At 60.8% G+C, this 20,809-nt stretch carries 15 protein-coding genes; 9 read left to right on the forward strand and 6 right to left on the reverse strand.

Going from position 1 to position 20,809, the window contains the following annotated elements; genetic code table 11:
- From M3484_RS11245 to M3484_RS11285, 9 genes are all read left to right on the forward strand, one after another.
- Window positions 1-960 (forward strand): type II secretion system F family protein, encoded by a 960-nt coding sequence (locus M3484_RS11245; protein WP_249496928.1) that lies wholly within the window; start codon window positions 1-3, stop codon window positions 958-960.
- A gap of 31 nt (window positions 961-991) precedes the next feature.
- Window positions 992-1,855: a type II secretion system F family protein gene (locus M3484_RS11250; RefSeq protein ID WP_249496929.1), complete on the forward strand. Its 864-nt coding sequence runs from the start codon at window positions 992-994 to the stop codon at window positions 1,853-1,855.
- A 135-nt stretch (window positions 1,856-1,990) separates the two neighbouring features.
- Window positions 1,991-4,369 carry a response regulator gene (locus tag M3484_RS11255; protein ID WP_249496930.1) on the forward strand — a complete coding sequence of 793 codons (2,379 nt, stop codon included), beginning with the start codon at window positions 1,991-1,993 and terminating at the stop codon, window positions 4,367-4,369.
- 133 nt (window positions 4,370-4,502) lie between these two features.
- Window positions 4,503-6,167: a pilus assembly protein TadG-related protein gene (locus M3484_RS11260; protein ID WP_249496931.1), complete on the forward strand. Its 1,665-nt coding sequence runs from the start codon at window positions 4,503-4,505 to the stop codon at window positions 6,165-6,167.
- Window positions 6,168-6,373: 206 nt separating this feature from the next.
- Window positions 6,374-6,916 carry a hypothetical protein gene (locus M3484_RS11265; protein WP_092902972.1) on the forward strand — a complete coding sequence of 181 codons (543 nt, stop codon included), beginning with the start codon at window positions 6,374-6,376 and terminating at the stop codon, window positions 6,914-6,916.
- A 702-nt stretch (window positions 6,917-7,618) separates the two neighbouring features.
- Window positions 7,619-8,173, forward strand: a complete 555-nt coding sequence (locus tag M3484_RS11270; protein WP_249496932.1) for a sigma-70 family RNA polymerase sigma factor — start codon at window positions 7,619-7,621, stop codon at window positions 8,171-8,173.
- Window positions 8,170-8,874 (forward strand): anti-sigma factor, encoded by a 705-nt coding sequence (locus M3484_RS11275; protein WP_249496933.1) that lies wholly within the window; start codon window positions 8,170-8,172, stop codon window positions 8,872-8,874. The genes M3484_RS11270 and M3484_RS11275 overlap by 4 nt, the downstream gene beginning before the upstream one ends.
- Window positions 8,875-9,019: 145 nt before the next feature.
- On the forward strand, window positions 9,020-9,577 hold the full coding sequence (locus M3484_RS11280) for a fasciclin domain-containing protein (protein ID WP_092902964.1): 558 nt from the start codon (window positions 9,020-9,022) through the stop codon (window positions 9,575-9,577).
- Between the two features lie 111 nt (window positions 9,578-9,688).
- Window positions 9,689-10,450: a DUF4394 domain-containing protein gene (locus tag M3484_RS11285; RefSeq protein ID WP_249496934.1), complete on the forward strand. Its 762-nt coding sequence runs from the start codon at window positions 9,689-9,691 to the stop codon at window positions 10,448-10,450.
- A 265-nt stretch (window positions 10,451-10,715) separates the two neighbouring features.
- Here M3484_RS11285 and M3484_RS11290 read toward each other — a convergent pair whose 3' ends face one another.
- The 6 genes from M3484_RS11290 to M3484_RS11315 form a co-directional block, all read right to left on the reverse strand.
- Window positions 10,716-12,344, reverse strand: a complete 1,629-nt coding sequence (locus M3484_RS11290; protein ID WP_249496935.1) for a purine-cytosine permease family protein — start codon at window positions 12,342-12,344, stop codon at window positions 10,716-10,718.
- Between the two features lie 274 nt (window positions 12,345-12,618).
- Window positions 12,619-14,706, reverse strand: coding sequence for a hydantoinase B/oxoprolinase family protein (locus M3484_RS11295; RefSeq protein ID WP_249496936.1), 2,088 nt, complete (start codon window positions 14,704-14,706; stop codon window positions 12,619-12,621).
- 31 nt (window positions 14,707-14,737) lie between these two features.
- Window positions 14,738-16,810 carry a hydantoinase/oxoprolinase family protein gene (locus M3484_RS11300; protein WP_249496937.1) on the reverse strand — a complete coding sequence of 691 codons (2,073 nt, stop codon included), beginning with the start codon at window positions 16,808-16,810 and terminating at the stop codon, window positions 14,738-14,740.
- 373 nt (window positions 16,811-17,183) lie between these two features.
- Entirely contained in the window at window positions 17,184-17,909 is a 726-nt protein-coding gene (locus tag M3484_RS11305) for an ANTAR domain-containing response regulator (RefSeq protein ID WP_249496938.1), read from the reverse strand.
- 76 nt (window positions 17,910-17,985) lie between these two features.
- Entirely contained in the window at window positions 17,986-19,176 is a 1,191-nt protein-coding gene (locus M3484_RS11310; RefSeq protein ID WP_283258397.1) for a transporter substrate-binding domain-containing protein, read from the reverse strand.
- A 570-nt stretch (window positions 19,177-19,746) separates the two neighbouring features.
- Window positions 19,747-20,808, reverse strand: a complete 1,062-nt coding sequence (locus M3484_RS11315; RefSeq protein WP_249496940.1) for a ParB N-terminal domain-containing protein — start codon at window positions 20,806-20,808, stop codon at window positions 19,747-19,749.
- Window position 20,809: the final 1 nt, after the last annotated feature.

Genomic DNA, 20,809 nt, shown 5'->3' on the forward strand with positions numbered 1-20,809 from the left:
ATGAGCCTTGCTCTCATTTTTTCGCTTTTGGTCGGAGCAGGGCTGGGGCTGATTGTCGTTGCAATTTGCTATAGCCGCGTGCTGCACCGCCGCGCCTTTCTGCAAGCTGTCATCGCGCGCTTTTCAGGCCGGCCAGCGACCGGCGGGGATGCGCCCGCCCCGGATCAGGTGACGCTGCGCCGCGACGGGCCGCCATCCTGGTGGCGTCATCTGCTGCCCGGAAAATGGGACGACCTCAATATGGCGGCCTTCACCGCCGAAATGCGGCGTATTGCTCTGGTGCTGACGCTGACCATAACGACGCTGGTCATGATTTTGTTCAACGCGCTTCTGGATATCAATATCCTGATCGGCGCGGTGACCGGGCTGCTGCTGTCAGCGATCATATGGTATTTCTGGATGAAGATGCGCAGCACCAGGCGATTGCTCCGCATTGAGGAAGGCGTGCCCGAGGCACTCGATATGATCGTGCGCTCGCTCCGGGTCGGTCTGCCGGTCAGCTCGGCGCTCCATGCCGTCGGGCAGGAACTGATCGGCCCGCTGGCCGAGGAATTTGGCGAGACCTCGCGCCGGATCAGTTATGGCCAGGAACCGGTAAGCGCTTTGCGTGAAATGGCAGATCGCTGCAAAAACCAGAGCCTGCGGTTTCTGGCCGCCGCGGTGGCCCTGCAATCCTCGACAGGTGGCAATCTGGCCGAAGTGCTTGAACGTCTTTGCGCCATCGCGCGGGGCCGGCAACAGTTGCAGCGCAAGGTACGCTCGATCACGGCCGAAGCAAAATGGTCGGGGCGTTTTCTGTCTTTCTTCCCGATCGGCGCCACGGTGATGCTGCTGGCGATCAACCCTGACTATTTCGCCGAGATCTCTGACAAGCCCTTCTTCATTCCGATGCTCTGCGTCGTCGCCGGCCTGTTGTTCATGAACATGATGTTCATGCGCTGGCTCGTGAAAATCGAATAAGGCGGGGGACTGATATGACAGAGGGCATCGAATGATCGCTATCAGCTCCTGGATCCTGTTGGGATGCTTCATCGGCTGCGCCCTGATGTTCGCAATGGCCCTGCTGATGTTGCAGCGTGCCCCCGCGACCCCTCCTGCGGCACCGGCGAAGTCTGTTCCGGATATGCCCCTTGTCATGGCCGAGGCGGAATCCGACAATTCCGAACTGCGCAGACAGTTGTTCCAGGCAGGCTTTCGTCATCCGAAAGCCATGCGCTGGTTTCTTTACGCCAAGGTCGGTTTCGCGATTGTCGCCCTGATCCTTTCGGTGATCCTGCTGCGTGTGTTGCCGCAGTTGCAGGATCTGGATCCGCTGCCACAACTGGGCTTTCAGCTGATTATGGCGGTGCTGGGCTATTTCATTCCCGTGATGATCGTTGACAGACGACGAAACGCCTGGCTGAAACGGATCGAAATCGCGCTGCCGGATGCCCTGGATTTCATGCTTATCTGTGTCGAGGCAGGGCAATCCACCGATGTCGCGGTTATGCGCGTCGCAGAGGAACTCGCCCCTGTCCATCCGGACCTGTCCGCCGGGCTTGTCAACCTGACCGAAGCGCTGGCCGCAGGGGCGGACCGCCATGAAGCCTGGATGAAACTGGTCTATGAGACCGGCAATCAGGATCTGCGACAGCTCGCCAATATCATTCTGCAATCCTCGAACATGGGCACGCCGGTCGCCCAGACCCTGCGCGTGTTCAGCGCAGATCTCCGCGACCAGCGCGTCCGAAAAATTGAAGAACGTGCCAATGTGCTGCCGACCAAGATGACGCTCGGCACGATGATGTTTACCGTACCCCCCCTTTTGATCCTGCTGCTTGCCCCGGCCATATACCGGATCGTCTCTTCATTCTGACATGGACTGCGGACCCTGACATAAATGCCAATTTCGACATCGCAAATCAGCCGCCACAAATTCCGCTGGGTCTCCGCGCTCTGCCTGGTCCTGACGCCATGTCTTGGGGCCCAGCTTGTATTGGGCGGGCGCCCCATGCTTGCGGTCCCGGATCTGTTGCTGACCAGCGTCATGGTCTGGTCAACCATCGTGCATTTTGTTCTGGCCGGGCTTTTCGCGGGACATGGTCGGGTGATCGGGGTCCCGACGATCCTTGCATCCTTTATCGGCCTGGTCCTTTTGCCAGGAATGCCGCTTGTGCCATGGCTCGGTTTCGCCAACGCATCGGCCTATTCCACCGCCGATACACTCACCGCCATATTCTTCTGGGTTTCCGGCATCGGGGCGGTTCTGATCAGCCGATCCACCTGGCCGCTGATACCAAGCCGCCTCAGCAGTTTCAGCCTTGCGCTTCGCAACCCGGTGCATCTGACAGCGACAGCGCTGGTTCTGGCCTGCTGCTTCCTGCTGGCTACATCCTTGCGCCCGCTCATCGCCGGCGAGCTTCCAAGGCTCGCCTCGGTGTCGGGGGCCTTTGTTGACGCGCTTTACGCGCTGACGGCCGCAGCACTGGCCCTGCAGGGGATGGAGGTTCTGCGCGAAACCGATTCCGACACCCGCCCGGCGCCACTCATGGTGGTGCTGGCTTTTCTGAGCGCCCTTGCCGCGCTTGCCTTTGTCATGGCGCTGCCCGAACTCGCACCTTACGGTCAGGTCGGAGGGGTCGGGACGGTGCTTCTCACCGCAACGCTGGCAAGTGTGGTCCTGTTCCGCCGCCCCGCCCTCTTGCTCTGGGCCGGCATCCTTCTGACGGCGGCAACCCTGGCTTTCAACGCCTCGCAAACGGTTGGAGGCCCGGTTCTGCAATCCGTGTTCCTGGTCCTGCTGATCGCGGTTCTTTTCAGCATCGGCCAGCCAACTGCCGGGGGCAACGATCCCGTGGGCAATGCAGGCCTGCCTCCGGTGGCTGTCACCCGGCAGTTCCACAAGGCGGCCCAGTCATGGATCGTCCGCGTCAATCTTGACGACCGCACGCTGCGCTTTGCAGGTGGCAGCGGCGAAAGCCTTGGCTATGGGGAACTGGTCCGGTTCGACGAGGCCTTTTCGGGTTCGGATTTCTCGGGCCTGATCGACCTGGTCCAGTTGCTGCGCAGCGACAGCAAGCGACCGGCCCCACCCGTCAGGATCCAGCTGACCCGTGGCGGCAAAGATCCCGAGAAGAACACCACGCCCCGGCTCATGACATTCGAGGCACATGTGCTGAGCAAATCTCCTCCCGAAGCCTGGCTTGCACTGGTCAGCCAGGAGCGCGAGAAAGATCTCTCCGACCGGCTTGCCCGTTACGAACAGCTGCTCGGGGAGGCGATCCTGCGCGAAGAGCGCCTGCTCTCCATCGCCTCGCATGAATTGCGCACCCCGATCGCCATCCTCTCCATGCTGGGCGAAGAGCTCAAATCCGGCACCGACTGGGAGGATATCGGGGCGGGTTACGAAAGAACCCTGGACCGGATCATCGCAATTCTTGATGATCTTCGGGCGGGCAGTGGTACCGGCGCCGGCCATATCGCCAATACCGGCTTTACCATCCGTGAGATGGCGCAGCAGGTTCTCGACATCTTCTCAACGGTTGCGGTCAGCAATGGGATCAATCTGACCTTCACCGCCGGGAAGGACAGCGACACCCTTTTGCAAAGCGATCACAACCGGGTCTTCATCGCATTGTCAAAACTGGCCCATAATGCGATCATCCACTCCCGCGGCCGGGAAGTAATGATCGACGCCTTCGTGACCAGGGGGACCGAAGACGAGCGCATTGTCACCTGGCAGGTTGCGGACGACGGTATCGGGGTTGAACCCGACCGGCGTGAGACGATTTTCGAGCCCTTTGAATCCAGTGCGGACAATCCTGACGAACGGCCCGGTCTCGGGCTTTATACTGCCCGTAAAGCGATCCGCCTGATGGGCGGAGATCTGACCCTTAACGATGACGGCAATGGCAGCCGGTTTGTTCTGACACATCCGGCCCGGATAGCGCGCCAATTGGTACAGCCGGAGCAAAAGGTAATATCGATGAACGACATCACTCCGCTCTACGAGGATCGCAGCGTCCTTCTGGTCGAGGACAACAAGCTGGTCGGCGAAATCACCGTAACCAGATTGCGCAAGCTGTTCAGGCAGGTTGACTGGGCGGAAAGCGGTGATGCCGGGCTGAAGCTGTTCCGCGAAAACAAATATGACATGGTGGTCGTCGACCAGTTGCTGCCCGGCCTGATCGGAAGCGAGCTGGTGCGCGAAATACGGCAGACCGAAAAGACCATGCCGATCATTGGCATCACCGCCTCGACACTTGGGTCGGAATGCCGCGATCTGGAGGAGGCAGGCGCCAATTATGCGCTTGAGAAGCCTCTCAGCTTCGGCCAGCTCAAAAGCCTCGCCGATGAGTTTTTCGGAGATGTGGCCAGGGCGGGGACATGACCTGACCCCAGGCTGGTCAGCCGATTGCAAAGCCGCAAACGCAGCTTTTTCCAGGAACATGCAAACTTAAGGTTGCATTCTGCAACCTTAAGACTAGTACTCATTCGGGGGCGTAGATTTCTTGGTTTACGCGATGACTACGCTGAAACGGTTTCTCAAAGACGCCTCCGGCGCAATTTCGATTCTTTTTGTCCTTCTGATGCCTCTCCTGATGCTCATCGGTGGGGCTGCGACCGATGTTTCGCTTCTGAACGCGCAGAAAAGGTTTACCCAGTCTCAGGCTGACCTCGCCGCACTCAGTGCGTCGCGCTATCTCCCGGATCCGGTGGCAACCCGCCAGGCCGCGCGGGAGGTTGTTTTGCGCAATGACAAATTCGGGCAGATCACCCTTGCCGATTCCGATATCCGCATCGGACGTTATGATCCGGTCAGCGGCGTCTTTACGCGGGCGCCAAATCAGGCGCGGCCGGAATTTGCCAGCGCGGTTCAGGTTGTTGTGCCCTCACGGTTCCGCCCGTTTCTGTTGTCACCGATCTTAAGCGACGAGAATATCGTCATCAGACGCGCGGCGATCGGGGTGCAGCGCGGGGTCGTTGCTTTCACATTGCGCAACCGGCTCCTGTCTTTGCACACGGACCGCGCAATCCTCGGGCGGGTGCTGGGGCCATTGGGCCTCGGGCTGAATACCGAAGTGCTTGGCTATATGGGCCTCGCCACCACAAAAGTCAGCCTGAACAACCTGCTCGGCCTGATTGCCGGAACCGAGGTCGGGCTTGATGTGTTCAGCTTCAACGATGTTCTCAATCTCCAGGTCGGGCGCCTGGCCCTGCTGAACCATCTGGTGACGCTCGGCGGGCTTGCGAAGATCGACATTAATCCAACCCAGGTCGGGACCGGGCCTTTGACCCTCGGGCAGATCGTAGGGGCGTCTCCGGGCCTGCTGGGCCTGAACGCTGGTGACATCCTTCCTGATATCAAACTGAATGTCTTTGACCTTGTGATGGCAATGGCCGGGCTGGCCGCAGACCCGAAACAGCGGCTGAGTGTCGAGCTGCCGGTCAATCTTGGGAAACTGGTCAATATCTCGGTCTCGCTTGGCCTGATCCGCCCGCCGGTGATCGCCGTTGGCTATGTCGGTGACACACCGCCGCCAAAGGCTTCGGTGGCGCAGGTGGACGCGCGGGTCCTGGCAAATGTGCTCGATTTCGGCGGAACCGGTCTCCTGACGGTCTCGCTGAATGTTGCGGCTGCCACGGCAACGGCAGTGCCGGTCAGTCTGAATTGCAGCGCTCAGGCGCCGTCGGACCAGCTGGCAGTGTTCTCGGTCCAGACTGCGCCTGCGGAACTGGCCCTGCGTGTGGGCCTCCTGGACAGCCGGGCTGGCGTAGACCCGAAGGATATGGAGAGGGTCAGCCTCGGCGGCGGAACGCAGCAGGTGGCAATCCGGCTGAGCGAGCTTGGCAAACCGGTTCCCGTCAGAAATCCGCTGACGCTTTCCGGCCTGCTCAGGGATACTGCCAGCTTCCTTGAGAGCGTCAGAAAGGATCTGCAGGACCAGGTGAACAAGTGCGGCGGGCCGCTTGGCTTCCTGTTGTGTCCTCTGCTCGGGCTGGTCAACCTTACTCTTTCTCTGCTGCTCGGTATTCTCGGCGCTCTTGTGAACAGCCTTGGAGAGTTTCTCGCATTGCTCGGCATCGACGAATTCCTGCAGAGCCTGCTTGATCTGCTGGGAATAGGGGTCGCGCAGGCGGATCTCATTCTCGACAGCTATTCCTGTGGCGCAGCTCTCGCCCGGTAACGCCTGGAGCCGTCCAGCCAGAACGATCCGTTTGACTGCCTGCGCAGCCCTCGCAGGCGGCCCGCCGTTTTGGCTGCACGCCACGACGCCACATTCTTGACGCAATCCGAAAAGAACCCGCCACAAAAAAGACAGATGGCCAAAGGATACATACTTTCGACACAAAAGACTCAAAAGAGCCGGATTATGTCCATAAGGAGAGACCCGTGCTGAGACTGACCAAAAGCCATCAGGCAAGCATTCGCCCCGCAGAGAGCGCGATGATTATGCGCGTTCCTCCGGCTGCGGAGACCGAAACAAATGTGGCTTACAGTCTGAAAACCTCATCGCTGATCGACGCACCGCTCTGCCCCAAGGGTCTGATCCTGATGTGCGGGCAGATGGGCGCCCTCTCACGCGATCTCAGCGACTGGTCGGACCGGATGCGGGCGGTGGTCATGGTGGTTTCCGAGAACGGCATGACACTCGACTGGCTGCGGGAATATGCGCCGAAGCTTGATTTTCTGCTGGTCGATTCCGATTACCTTGGCGACACCGAGAGCACGATTGATTTCTGTATGCAGGTACGCCGGGCGACACCCAGGCTGCCTCTGGTGCTGGTCTCAAGCGAAATCCGGTCCCATGACTTCACCTGCGAGCGGATGATGGCCTGCGATGTAACGCTGAAACCCCCGCTGCTGCATACGGCCCTGACGCTGGGTGTACAGGCGGCGTATCAGAACAACGACTATTACCAGAGATCCCGCTGAACGCCCTGCGCCAGGCGCTCCCCCTTCCATAGGGCGTGTCGGAGGCGGCACCGGGAAAAGCTCACCAAAAAAAGCCCTGCCGCACAGATGTCGGCAGGGCTTTCGGTTTCCTTAGCCGCGACAGTCAGGCGGGGTCTCAGACTGTTGTCACAGCCGCCACATCTGCCGGATAATCTCTTGCTTACCAGCAGGCAAAGGCGAGCGAGGTTCTGGTCGGCGAGACTTCCTTCGCCACAACCCATTGAGCTTGCTTCTGCTCTTTCGCACAAGCCTGCGTTGCAAGCGGCTGGGCCGCAGTCACGAGACGCTCGAACGAAGTCCTGGCAGGCGCTTCAACAGAGATCCTGATCAGGTCAGCGTCCTTTTCAGCAGGCATACTGGATACGCATCCGGAAACAAACATGCACCCGATTATGGCAAGTTTATACTTCACTATGCAGCACCTCTCTGATTACATACTATATGATATATCTATAGTTCTTTATGGTCAATATTGATTGCAATATAGTCCTTTAGGATATGTTGCCACCAGGCGAAGCCGTGACATGATACCGGCCCTGCCGCCGGAGCCGTGCCATCACCCCCCTGCCCCGGTGCACTCCCGAACGGCGGCAAAAAGCAATTTGCGTCCCTATCAGCCTCCTGGTCCCTTGTACGGGGGCCCGCCCCGGCGCATGATCGGGCGAACCGGCCGGAGGCAAGATGACATCTGACCCTACCCGTGACCACATCTCTGCTCTGATCCTCAGGGTGGCCCTTCGGGACCGGGTTGCGTTCAATATGCTCTACAGCTCAACCTCCGCGAAACTTTTTGGCACCTGCCTTCGTGTCTTGAAAGACAGGGCAGAAGCCGAGGAGGCGGTGCAGGACGTGTTCATCAAGATCTGGCTCAGAGCGGACAGGTTTGCGGTGACCGGGCAAAGCCCGATGTCCTGGCTGATTGCGGTTGCCCGGCATCAGGCCATCGACCGGCTGCGCGCAAGGCGGGAAGCGGCCTCTGCGATCGATGATGTGGCGCTGGAGATCCGTGATCCGGCACCGGGGCCTGAGGCCCGCGTCGTTGCCGCAGGAGCGCGGCGGCAGCTTGACGACTGTCTGGATGAGCTGGAGGCCGGGCGCGCCGATGCCGTGCGGTCGGCCTATCTGGAGGGCGACAGCTATGCCGATCTGGCCGCCCGCCATGATGTGCCGCTGAACACGATGCGAACCTGGCTGAGACGCAGCCTTATGCGGCTGAAGGAGTGTCTGCAGAGATGAGCGACACCGATATGGACAAGGATTTCACCGAAGGCGGCGACGAGCTGCTGGCCGCCGAATTCGTGCTGGGTGGCCTGCCCGTTGCGCTGCAGGCAGAGCTTGCCCGCCGGGTCGAAACCGATACCGGATTTGCCCGGCTTGTCGCCGAATGGGAGGAGCGACTGTCTCCGATGGCCGAGGGGTTCGTCCCGGCCGACCTGCCGCCAGCCGTGAAACGCGCCCTGGATCTGCGGCTTTTCGGAAACCTGCCGGCCCGGCGCGGGATCTGGTCAAGTCTTGCGCTCTGGCGCGGGCTCGCGGGGGCGGCGACCGTGGCTTTTCTTGCCGCGGTGACCCTGCCGGCCCTGTCCCCCCCGACGGCAACCGACCGGCTTGCCGCGTCTCTGACCGCCGAGGGCAGCAGCGTGACCTATCTGGTGCTTTATGATGCGGCCACGGGCAGCGTCAGCCTGGCCCATATGACCGGCGATCCGGTCGAGGGGCGCGATTTCCAGCTCTGGATCGCGCGCGGCGCCGAAGCGCCCGTCTCGCTTGGCGTGATCCCGGCGGGTGTGTCGACCAGGGTCGGGACCACCGACCAGATCCGCGCCCTGATGACCACGGCCGCGCATATGGCAATCAGCCTGGAGCCGCCCGGCGGCTCTCCCACCGGGCAGCCGACAGGGCCTGTTCTCGCTGTGGGCGACCTTCTCGACATCTGATTCCGGTGGTCTGAGCGTGACGGATTTCGGCGCGGCCCTAAGGCTTTATAAAAAAATCGCACCGGTCTGAAACTTTCTGCAACCCGCATCCGTGACTTCCTGTGTCCCCCGATCAACGGGATCGACATTTCCGGGAGGAAGTCAGATGAAGACCCTTACCAAAGCAGTCATCGCCGGATGCTTCGCACTGGCAACAGCCGGGGCGGCACTGGCCCAGGACAATCCGAAAGTCGGCGGCGCTGCGATGTTCGCCGATAAAAACATCGTCGAGAACGCCATGAACTCGGCGGATCACACCACGCTGGTCGCCGCTGTGACGGCAGCCGGCCTTGGCGAGACGCTGCAGGGCAAAGGGCCCTTCACCGTCTTCGCCCCCACCAATGCCGCTTTCGAGGCACTGCCTGCGGGAACCGTCGAGACCCTGCTGAAACCCGAGAACAAAGAGATGCTGGTCAAGGTGCTGACCTGCCATGTCGTCGGTGCCAAAGCGCTGGCAGCCGATGTGCAGAAGATGGTGGCCGATGATGGCGGCAAGCATGTGATCGAGACGCTCGGAGGCTGCAAAATCACCGCCGAAGCCAAAGACGGCATGGTTACCCTGACCGATGAAACCGGCGGCGTAGCCAATGTCACCATCGCCGACGTGATCCAGTCCAATGGCGTGATCCACGTCATCGACAAGGTTCTGCTGCCGAAGGGCTGATCCCTCCGGCACAGACCGGGCCATGTTTCGCGCGGTCTCTCCCTCCCGCACGGACATGGCCCGTTATCGCCGGGATGACCGGCAAACCCCAACCAAAGAAGGAACTTTCCGATGAATGCGATCAAATCGGTCACTGCGGGCCTCTTGCTCTCTGCCCTCGCCGCGCCGGCCATGGCTGCCACAGTTGTCGGCCTTTCGGGTGAAAACGAGTTGCACTGGCTCGACACCGAAAGCTGGACCCGCACCGGCGGCGTAACTGTGACCGGCGTCGAGGGACGCCTGCTCGGCATTGATATACGCCCGGCGGATGGCATGCTGTACGGGGTCTTTGCCGATGGCACCCTCGCCACCATTGACCCTAAAACCGGCGTGGCGACAAAGGTCAGCACGCTGGCCACCAGGCTGGCAGATGGCGTCGCGGCCACCGTCGATTTCAACCCGGTTGCCGATAAATTGCGGGTGATGGGCAGCGATGGCACCAGCCTGCGCGTGACGGTCGAGACCGGCGAAGTGGTGACCGATGGCAGCCACGCTTACGCCGATGGCACCGCACCGAACATCATCGCCGGGGCCTATACCAATTCCTACAAGGGCGCCGAGAAAACCCAGCTCTTCAATATAGACGGGGCTGCCGGCTGGCTGGTGCTTCAGGATCCGCCAAATGACGGCACACTGAACCCGGTGGGCGAGATCGGCGTGAAGCCGGCCGAGGCAGGGTTCGACATCGCCTCGGATGGCAAGGGTGGCAATGCGGCCTGGCTGGTCGTCGAGGGGGGCTTCCATTCGGTCAACCTGGAAACCGGCGCCACCACTGAGGCAGGCCGCATCGATGGCGCGAATGTCCGTGACATCGCCATCCTGCCCGGGATGTAAGTAACCAGTGCAGGAGTTCAGTTCTGTATGAGTGACGCGGCCCGAAGCTTAAGGCTTTCGGGCCGCTTGTGTTTTCCCGGGCATCCCCCTTACGGGCTCTGCCCATACCTGGCATCAGCCCCCGGAAATTCCGCAGTGACGCCTTTCCAGAGCCAACCGGCAGAACCGCGACGCCCGTCACAGCGCGCTCCCGCATATGGGGATGGCCCGGCGTCACAAAAAAGGGCCGCATCAGATGCGGCCCAGTTCTCGGGATGCGCCTTGTTTACTGTCTGACCAGTTCCTCCATGCTCAGATTTCCGCTGCTGGTGCGCGCCTCGGCACGGGCCGCAACCAGAAATTCGCTGCGATCCGAGGCACAGGCCAGGCAGATCGGCTCATGGCCGGCGGAAGGGTCGCGGTCCATCTCATGCGCGATATAGGCCTGATGGCAATGGTGGCAGCGGATGCGTGCCTGCCAGGGATCATCGACTTCCTTGCGGGGATCACCGGGCCGTTCCTCGACAAACCAGTTGCGTTGCGCCACCATCAGCGAGGCGGCATAGATCACCACCGCGATGCCCAGCGTGACCGGAGGCGCCCAGACCCCGCCGAAACTGCCGCCAAAGACCATCATCAGGCAACCAGTGGCCGAGGCAATGACCCAGGCCCCTAGACCGCCCGGATTGACCAGAGGCACCCGGCCCGGCCGGAATTCCAGCTGATCCGCCCTGATGCCGCGCAGGCTGCACCAGGCGATATGCGTCATGGCAACCCCCACCCAGGCCACGATGATCACGCCCTGGAATTGCAGCGTCAGCAGCAGATAGCCAAAGACATCGGTCAGCATCACCAGAAAGATAACCACCGTCATGATCCCGACCCAGACCGTCCGCGGCCAGGATATCTTGAAGGCCCTTGCGAAGAAGTTCTGCATATTGGTCGACGACAGGTAGAAATTGATGGTGTTAATCCGGGTCTGACTGGCCCAGACCAGCAACACTCCGAAAGGCCCCATCAGCGCGACAATGCCGATGATCGCCGAGGTCTCGCTCAGCGCGCCTTCAATCGGAATGGTGAAGGTGATGAACATGCCGACCGCGCCATTGATCAGCAGCGTGACCACATAGAAGGGAATGCCAAAGGTGATGCGTCCGTTGAAAGGCGCGTCTTCCTTGCGGCCAAAGCGGGCGACATCCCAGGTCATCATCACCACGACCCAGACGCCCATATAGACCGTGAAGGCAAACCACCAGCCAGGGACGCCGACATCGACACCGCCAACAGGCATCTGGGTCAGCCAGGCCCCGGAATATCCATGTTTCGCGGTCGCCCAGATCACACAGGCGACCAGCCCGAACACATAAAGCGGCAGCAGAATGCCATTGATCCGGTCAAGCCAGGTCCTGACACCACGCATCACGAGGGGCGCGCTGTAGAGACAGACGATGAAATACCAGAGGCTGATCGGGCCGCCAAAGTAATCCTGCAGCGCGATAGCCACGATCGAGCCTTCGGCGATGGCATAATAGGTGATCGTGACCCCAAAGAGCAGCGCGGCGAAGGTGGCGCCGACCTGGCCGAACACCGCGCGGGAAAACAGCGCGACGCTGGTGCCGCTGCGGGCGGCGAAGCGCGCGGCAATGCCGCAAAGGATGCCGTAGACGATGGTCGAAAGTGCGATCCCGATCAGAGTGTTGATGGTGCCGACCGTCAGGGCGACCATACTGCCGACAACGACCCAGAACATCGCGCTCATCAGCCCGAACCAGGCCATCGAGAGCGAAAAGCGCGAACTTCGCCAGCTGGGCGGCACGATATGCAGCGAGAAATCTTCCGCTGCGGCCTCGCGCAGCACCTCGGGCTCGTCATGGTAAATGATGTCGGGGGCAGGATATGTTCTGGCAGTGCTCATGAATTCCAGCTCCTCATGGGGTTTCTCTGAAATCGGAAAACCGGCTGTAAGCAGAGAAGAGGCGGCGCCTGGCGGATCGTCAGGCCATGTGCCACAAGTCATTCGCGGGCTGCCCTGACCAGGTTTCGCCCCTGGTCACTCAGGACGGGCAGGCTGGCGAAATCCCCTGAGGCTGCAGTGGAAAACCGGTATCCGTCTGAATTTGGTCTTGTCTGGCAGATCAGTGCAGAAACAGGGCGGCGGATGATCCCGCCGCCCTGGACAGTGATGCTTTTCAGGCGGCGGCTTTCAGCCGTTCGCCGGCCTCCTCGCTCAGCACCGCGAGCGTTTTGCCCCAATAGGGCAGGACGCGGCGCTTCATCATTTCGCGGAACTGGGTGGTTGTATTGGCGAGAAGCTCGCCATTGCCCCAGTCAAGGATGACGCCATATTGCCGGACGCAATCCATCTCGTTGAACTCGCCCGCGCGATAGCGTGCCGCGACTTCGGCGGGATCCGTGTCGAGCCAGCCGGGGCGTTCGGCGGCGATCCGGGCGCGTTCCGCCTTTGTTGCAGCCTCGTCGACCTCATATTGCGCGAGATCGGCATCGACGACGCGGATGACCACGCCATAGTCGATCTGCGCCCGCCGCACGCTGACATATTCGTCAGCCACATCCTCGCAGACCAGGGCCGGATCGCGCAGCAGGGGGTCGCCCACCCCGCCTCCCCCGGCCGAAGGGCGGGTGAAGACGTCATCAAGCTCGATCGGCAGGTTCGAGAAGATCGAGCCGAGATAGCGCTCGCGTTCTGTCCCCTTGTTCAGCCAGACGCCATGCGGGATCGAGGGCAGACCACCCCACATCCCCCAGGTGACCGAGCGCTCGCGGTCGCAGCAATAGGAGACAACGATGCGTTCGCCCTCAAAGACCGAGCCACCTTTTTCGGCGCCAAGCCCGCCGCGGGATTCGCCGGGTCCGGCGGAATCCTGCACGAAATCATGGCACTTGGTCAGAACGGGGGCGAGCCGCTCCTGGCCCTCAAGCGGCTGGATACCATATTGCGCGCCAAAGACAGGTGCGGTGGCGTTAAAGCCATCGCGCCCGTTCCGGCCGCCCCAGCCACCAGCCATCCAGTCATACCACATGAAATAGGGCTTGCCCTCGAGCCTCGTGTCACGCCCGCCAACCAGCAGATATTCCAGGTTAAAGGCGCAGCCCATGGTGCGTTCGGGCATGATATCGGCCCAGAGCCCGAAGACCGAATTCATCAGTTTCTCGAACGGGCCGGAACAGAATCCGGCGCAGGGGCTGGGCCAGTTGGCATTCACCACCGTGCCCGGCTCGCCCACATTGACGGTGACCGCGCGGTAGAGGCCCGAATTCAGCGGCAGATCCGGGAACTGGTATTTCGTGCCCGCGACGATCCCCGCGAAAGACCCGCCATAAGCCGCGTTGAGGAAGGTCGAGATCTGCGGATGCGAACCGGAAAGGTCGTAATGGGCGTGATTGCCTTCGATGGTGAACTTGATCTTGATCGGGATCAGCCCTTCTTCGAGCTTGGGATCCTGATCGATATAATCCTCGGCATACCAGGTGCCGTCGGGCAGTTCGGCCAGACGCTGGCGCATCAGCACCTCGACCCAGTCCTGCACTTCGCGGAAGGCGATCTTGATGGTTTCGACACCATACTTGCCGCAAAGCCGCAGGATTTCGCGTTCGGCCACGGCGGTGGCCTCGGCCTGGGCCTGCATATCGCCGATCACATCGCCCGGGTTGCGGGTGTTGTTGGCGATCATCTTCGCCACGTCTTCCAGCCAGACACCCTTGCTCCAGACGCGGGTCGGCGTGATGCGCAGCCCCTCGCCCATATGGTCAAGCGCGGTGATGTTGAACGATCCCGGCGTCGCGCCCCCCATATCAGCCCAGTGACCATTGGCCTGGGACCAGCCGATCAGCTCACCCTCATAAAACATCGGGCGCAGGATGCGGGTATCGTTGAAATGGCTGCCGCCGCGGAACGGATCATTGATGATGAAGACGTCGCCGGGATGGATATCGCCCTCAAAATCCTCGATCACCGCCTTACAGGTGTAATGCAGCGTGCCGACATGGGCCGCGATATCGCCGGTGCCCTGCATCACCAGATTGCCCTCGGGATCGCTGAGGCCGGATGAGAAATCGCGGCAATAGATCACGAAGGAATAGCAGGTGCGCAAAAGCTGCTCGGCCATCTGGTCAACGATATTGACGAAGGCGTTGCGCAGCACCTCGAAGGTGATCGGATCAAGCTGCGATTTGAACTCGGTCATCCGCTGCTCGGGGGGCGGCGGGAACTGGATGCCCTTGTCGGAAAGGCTGAGAGATTGTTTTTTGCCGGTCATGCCGGGATCCTCCTGATGTTGGGGGGCGCGCTTATGCTGCGCCGAGCCGGATCTGGATGTTGAGCCATTCGTCGATATAGGCCTCGTCACCGGGCGGGATGACGGTGGTCGAATCGAGCTGGTCGATGACGGCGGGGCCTTTGATGGTGACGCCGGCCGGCAGGGTTTCGCGGTCGTAAAGCGCGGTGGTCAGCGCGGTCGGATGATCATGGAACCAGGCCTCGCGGGTGCCTTTGGGAACCGCTTTCGCATTGGGATCGATGGTGATCTTCGGGAAAGACGGCTTCGGCGTGACGCCGATGGCGCGCACCGTCAGGCGGTAGATCTCGACCGGGAAATCCTCACGGCGGAAGTTGTGGGCCTTTTCATATTCGCTGTGGAAGATCGCCAGCGGCTCCTCAACCGAGGTGATTTCCCCCGGCACCGGCACCGCAAGCGAACGCCACTGGCCGCGGTAACGCATATCGATAAAGCGCTGGAAGGTCATATCCCCCGCCTTCACGCCATCCCGTTCCAGACGGTCACGGCCTTCCAGCTCCAGCTTGCGGAAGCCGGCCTCGACATCTGCGGGCTTCGCGCTGGCGGCATCCTCGAAATACATCTGGGTGACGTCATGCTGAACATCGACCAGCATACAGCCCACCGCCGAAGTCACGCCGGGATTGGGCGGCACGATGACCACGGGGATGTTGAGCTCGCGTGCAATATCAACACCATGCAGCGGGCCTGCGCCGCCGAAAGCCACCAGCGCAAAGTCGCGCGGGTCATGGCCCCGGGCAATCGAGATCAGCCGCACCGCATCGGCCATATTGGCATTGGCGACGCGCAAAGTGGCAAGCGAGGCCTCGACCAGATCCAGCTTCAGCGGGTCGGCGATCTTGTGCATCGCCGTCAGCGCCGCATCACGGTTGAGGGATTTCTTGCCCCCCGCCAGCGTGGTCCCGACCCGGCCAAGGATGATATTGGCATCGGTATTGGTCGGCTCGGTGCCGCCCGCCGCATAGCAGGCAGGCCCCGGCACCGATCCCGCCGATTGCGGCCCGTTGCGCAAAGACCCCGCCTTGTCGAGCCAGGAGATCGAGCCGCCGCCCGCGCCGATGGTCAGAACCTCGATCGAGGGGAAGCAGATCGGATGGCCCCAGTCGACCTCCCATTTGTCGGTCATACGGATATTGCCCGCCTCGGCCAGCGAGATATCCGCCGAAGTGCCGCCCATATCGAGCCCGATGGAGTTCTGATAGCCGCAAAGCTCCGCGAAATATTTGCTGGCGATGGCGCCGGCGGCAATGCCCGAGGCCGCAAGCCGCGCGGCATATTTCTCGGCAGTGGCCGGCGTCATTACACCGCCGCCGGAATGAAGCAGCAGCACATCGGCCTCATAGCCAGCCTCGGTGGTGCGGCGATCAATGTCGCGGGCATAGGGGCGGATGATCGGGGCTAGAATGGTATTGGCGACCGTGGTCGAGAACCGGTCATCCTCAAAGATCTCGGGATGGGTTTCATGCGAGGTCGAAATCGCAATATCCGGCCCCAGAACTTCGGCAAGGATCTCCGCCATGCGCAATTCATGCGCGCCATTCACATAGGCATTGATGAAACAGACTGCGACCGCATGAACCTCGCGCTTTTTCAGGATCCGCGCAATTTCGCGGGCGCGATCCTCATCCAGAGGCTCCAGAACCTCACCGCGGAAATTGATCCGCTCTTTCACCGCAAACCGGTCACGGCGGCGCACATAAGGCGGGGTCCCCTCTTTATACGCATCCCAGGGGTCTTCCCGCGTGCCACGCCCGATTTCCAGCACATCCCGGAAACCTTCGGTCGTGACCATGGCCACCGGCTTGAAATTGCGGGTGATCAGCGCGTTGGTGGCCACCGTGGTGCCATGGGTGAAAAGCTCGACATCCGCCCAGTCGATATTGGCAGCCTCGGCACCATTCATAATTGCGTCAATCGGGTTCTTTGTACTGGGAACCTTCGCAACCGTCTGATTGCCATTCTCATCCAGAACAAATACATCCGTAAATGTTCCGCCAACATCAATTGCAAGGCGCGTGCGCGCCCGTTGCGGTGCCGGGCCCGGGCCCGCTCCGTCCATGCTCATCATGCAATTCCTTTGATTTGAGCCCCGCAATACGGTCCGCGATATGCGGAATCGCAATGCGAATGGCTGCATCTGGGTTTTATTCTGAGAGGAAGTTTGTCACCCGCCGCATCCGGCATCTGGTGATCTGGCATTCTTTGTTGAATGCGTTTCACAACACTACGCGATGAATATATGTATCTCCAAGTGATTTTTCATCAGGATGCAGTGGCAGAATTAATTATGATAAATACAGGAAAAACAAAGAGGTGATTTCTGCCAAATCTTGCTGCACTGCAAAAACCAACCCGGCTTCGCGAATTATACGGGTGCGTATTTCCGGCATGGGTCAGCCGTCGCATCGCGCGCCGGCAGCTCACGGGGAAAAAACGAATCAGGCAGATTTGTCGCTGAGACCTGCATCACGCGCAGCCTCACCGGCCAGGCAAAGCGCCTGCCAGTCCGGCTTGTCAGAGAGCCTCGTTGCGGCGCCGCTGTCGCTCCAGCCGAGGCGGATGAGAACCTCGCTGGAAATGGCTTCGACGGTGGTCCGCCGCTTCATCGCAATTTCCCGCAAGACCGCGTAAGCCACCTTTTCCGGGTAACCTTCGGCCAGCATGACCGCCAGTTTCGCGCGCTCGACCACCCGGCAGGATTCCAGCTTTGCCTGCGCCCGTTCAAGGTTGAGACGGATGCGCTGTTCCCGCCGGTGATTGTTCACCGCAGCCAGCAGGTTTGTGAGAATTCCAAAGGGCCGTATCGGCAACCCAATCACGGCGTTGACGCGCATATGCAGCAGCCGGTCAATGGAAAGCGGGTTCTCGTAGTCAATGACGGCGATGAGAACGGCAGAGGGGGTGTCGGCCTGCCAGTGAAAGGTCTGACCGCTCTCGGTGACACGGTCGACCATTACGAAAATGATATCAATATCAGTGGGATATTTCTGCGGCGGCGGCCATATCTCCTGGACCTGACAGCCTATTCTCTCCAGATGCGATTTCAGCGCGAGGCCATCACTGTCCTGAGGCTGAACAAGCAGGAAGCTCAGGGATCTGAGATCCCTGATCAGAAAGGGCTGCACTTTTTCGCTGGCAAAAGGCTCGCTTCGTCCAGGCCGCATTTCAGATCCTCTTCCCCGAAGAACGTTCACTGAATACGATCGTACAAGATCACTTGTCACCCAAGGGCAGGCCGGTTCATTGCCTCAGGCCGGAGATCCGGGGCAAAGGTGTTGAGGGCGGCGCCGTATCGGGCGATACACCCGCGTCATCGGCAAATTCATAGGTCGTGCGATAGGGGTCCGGGCGGACTGCACAGTCTGTCTCGGCAACGATATCGAACTGGCCATCATCGCGTGCCACCCCGACCTTGGGCCAGACATAGCAATGCGCGTTCAGGGCATCGATGCTGACCAGCCCCTGCGGCGCGTCAAACGAGGCGCCAAGGATCCCTGACCGGATCGAACTGAGACTGTCCGGATCGCCGCCCCGCATGGCCTGGGCCACCACATGCGCCTGGGTATAGGCCGCGTCCCAGCACATATTGGCGTAGGGCTCCTCCTGATGCCGCGTCCTGAAACGCGCAAGGCAGGACTGGTTGGTGAGATTTGACTGTGATGCGAAATAGCTTGCGGCGGTGATATGGCCCGCCACTGCCGATGCTCCGATATCCCGTATATCCGCCTCACTCGTTGTCAGGCTGGCCACCATCATCCGCCTGGCATCAAGGCCATTTCCGATATAGGCCTCATAGAAGTTGCGGTTTGCCTCACCAACAAAGTTATTGAAGATTATATCAGGACCGGCTTTCCTGATCTTTCTGACAAGCGCGTCATAGTGAATGGGCGTGGCCATGTCGCCAAGATAGGTTTCACCGACGATCTCGCCGCCTCCGGATCGGATCAGATCCCCCATGATCCGCCCGGATTCACGCGGCCATACGTAATCAGAACCAACGATGTAAAGCCGGGGCGCCGGATCTTTCAGAAGATACTCGGCCAGAAAAACGCTGTTCTGGTTCGGAACGGCCCCGAAATACACGATGTTCTCAGAATACTCAAAACCCTCATATTGCGCGGCATAGCATAAAAGCGCCGATTCCCTGTCCACCACGCTCAGAACCGCTTTGCGCTGGCTTGATGTGTAGCAGCCCAGAATGACCCGAACCTTATCTTCTGACACAAGTCCGGCAGCCAGCTGCTGATAGGCCGATGGATCTCCCATTGGGTCGCGAATGACGGGGCACAGCTCGCGGCCATTAATACCGCCGCTGGCATTTATTTCTTCTATGGCAAATTCCGTCGCCGCAAGCATGCTGCGCTCGGTTACCGAGGTGCGTCCTGTTTCGGAAAAGAGAACGCCTATATGAATCGGCTGGTCGCTTGTCATTCGGAGCAAACCTTTCCGGGGGGAAATGACGGGCGATCAAATGCGATCACAAGCCCGCAGTACCGGGCAATGCTGGCCGGTTGATTATGAGTGTAGGGGAGCGCAGGAGACCGGTCAATATGACTTTGACACGTTGCGGCCATGAACCACGCCGGAAGTTCCGGAGACTGATCACTGTTGCCCCATGTCTGTATGCCCGTATGAGGACAAAGAGGATATGGCATTTGGCGCAAAGGGATCGGTCCCCTTGTAAGTCAGCCGCAGCCTGAGCCGGATAGTCTCTGTCATTGCGCGACACTGGCCATATGCCCCGCACCAATTCAGTCGCTAAGCGATAACAATCAGCAACCTCAGTTGTCACAGTCCACCAGTCCGACGAGTAATCGCCACATGCGCGGCACTTTCATCTGGGGCTGTGCAGCGCTCGATTACCGGAGAAGTGGTTTTGGCCTTTGTGAACTTACCGTGCCCGGGAACGCGGTGAGGCATTGGAGATTGCCGCAGCTTGGAATCACCTGGTCAGGCCCCTGCCCTTCCAGATGATTCCATTGATTATCAATATGTTAATTATCACCCAAGCGCCCGCGCCATCTCACGCATCACCCGTTCGACAATCTCACGCGTGGCCGCGCGGCCTCCAAGCCGGATTGACCAGCCTTTTGCATCTTCCTGGGCCTCAAGCCGGAAGCCAGATGGCGACAGCACCGGCGCCAGCACATCCCTCTTTGGCCGTCCGCCACGTTTCGGATCTGCCACCTTGGGCGCAAGACCGGCCAGGGCCTGATCCAGCAGCGTCGCCTCTTCCTCGGCATTGGCCGGCGTGCTCTGCGCCAGTGCCTCGCGCAAGGTACCCTCCGCGCCCTCGCGCAGCGCCGTGGCGAGCCGCAGCCCGTCTTTCTCACGCAACTGTTCGGGGAAGGAAAGCATGTCGCCAAGCTCTTCGAAGATCAGCGCGAAGGAACGGATCTTTGACCGTTTCCCCTTCGATGCCACCGGGAACAGCGCCTCAACCGCCGCCTCGACATTTGGGAAAGCGCCCTGCTGCGCGGCGAGCACCGCGATACGACCCCGCTCGAACTGGCTGAGACCGGCGCGGACCTCATTCTCTTCGACCATGGCGGCAATCGGGCCGCCCAGGGTTTCAGGGTCGCGCAGCACCGCGCGGATGCGGTCGTAACGGGCGTCGCCGCTCAGCGCCCGGAGCGCCCGGACCGCCATCAGCCGCCGATAGCCGGACAAGAGCCCATAGCCCCCTGAAGGCAGCGCGAAAACCTCGACCGGCAGGCGCAGCCCGTTCTTCGCGATGGAAAGCTTCAGCTCCTCCATCTCCTCCGCCCCGATCGAACTGCGGTCGCGCACCAGGGCATCGGCCTCGATCCCGTCGGTCGCAAGGTCGAGCATCACCAGCCCCTGCCCCTGCGCCTCGCGCCAGGCGCTGGCATCCTGACGATCACGCGCGACCTCAATCCGCTCTGCCGCTGGTCGTGGATCGAGCGCCGCCGCCGCCTCGGCCGCAACCGTCGCAATCGGGGCGGCACTCGGGCGCGGCAGCGAGGTTTCGCGACGAAACTCTTCCTCGACGCGGTTGATGTCTTCGGCCGAAGGCGGCACCAGCGTCCTGCGTTTTGCCATT

Origin of the sequence: Pseudomonas sp. GX19020 (assembly GCF_023371075.1) — a bacterium.
Taxonomy (GTDB): Bacteria; Pseudomonadota; Alphaproteobacteria; order Rhodobacterales; family Rhodobacteraceae; genus Pseudogemmobacter.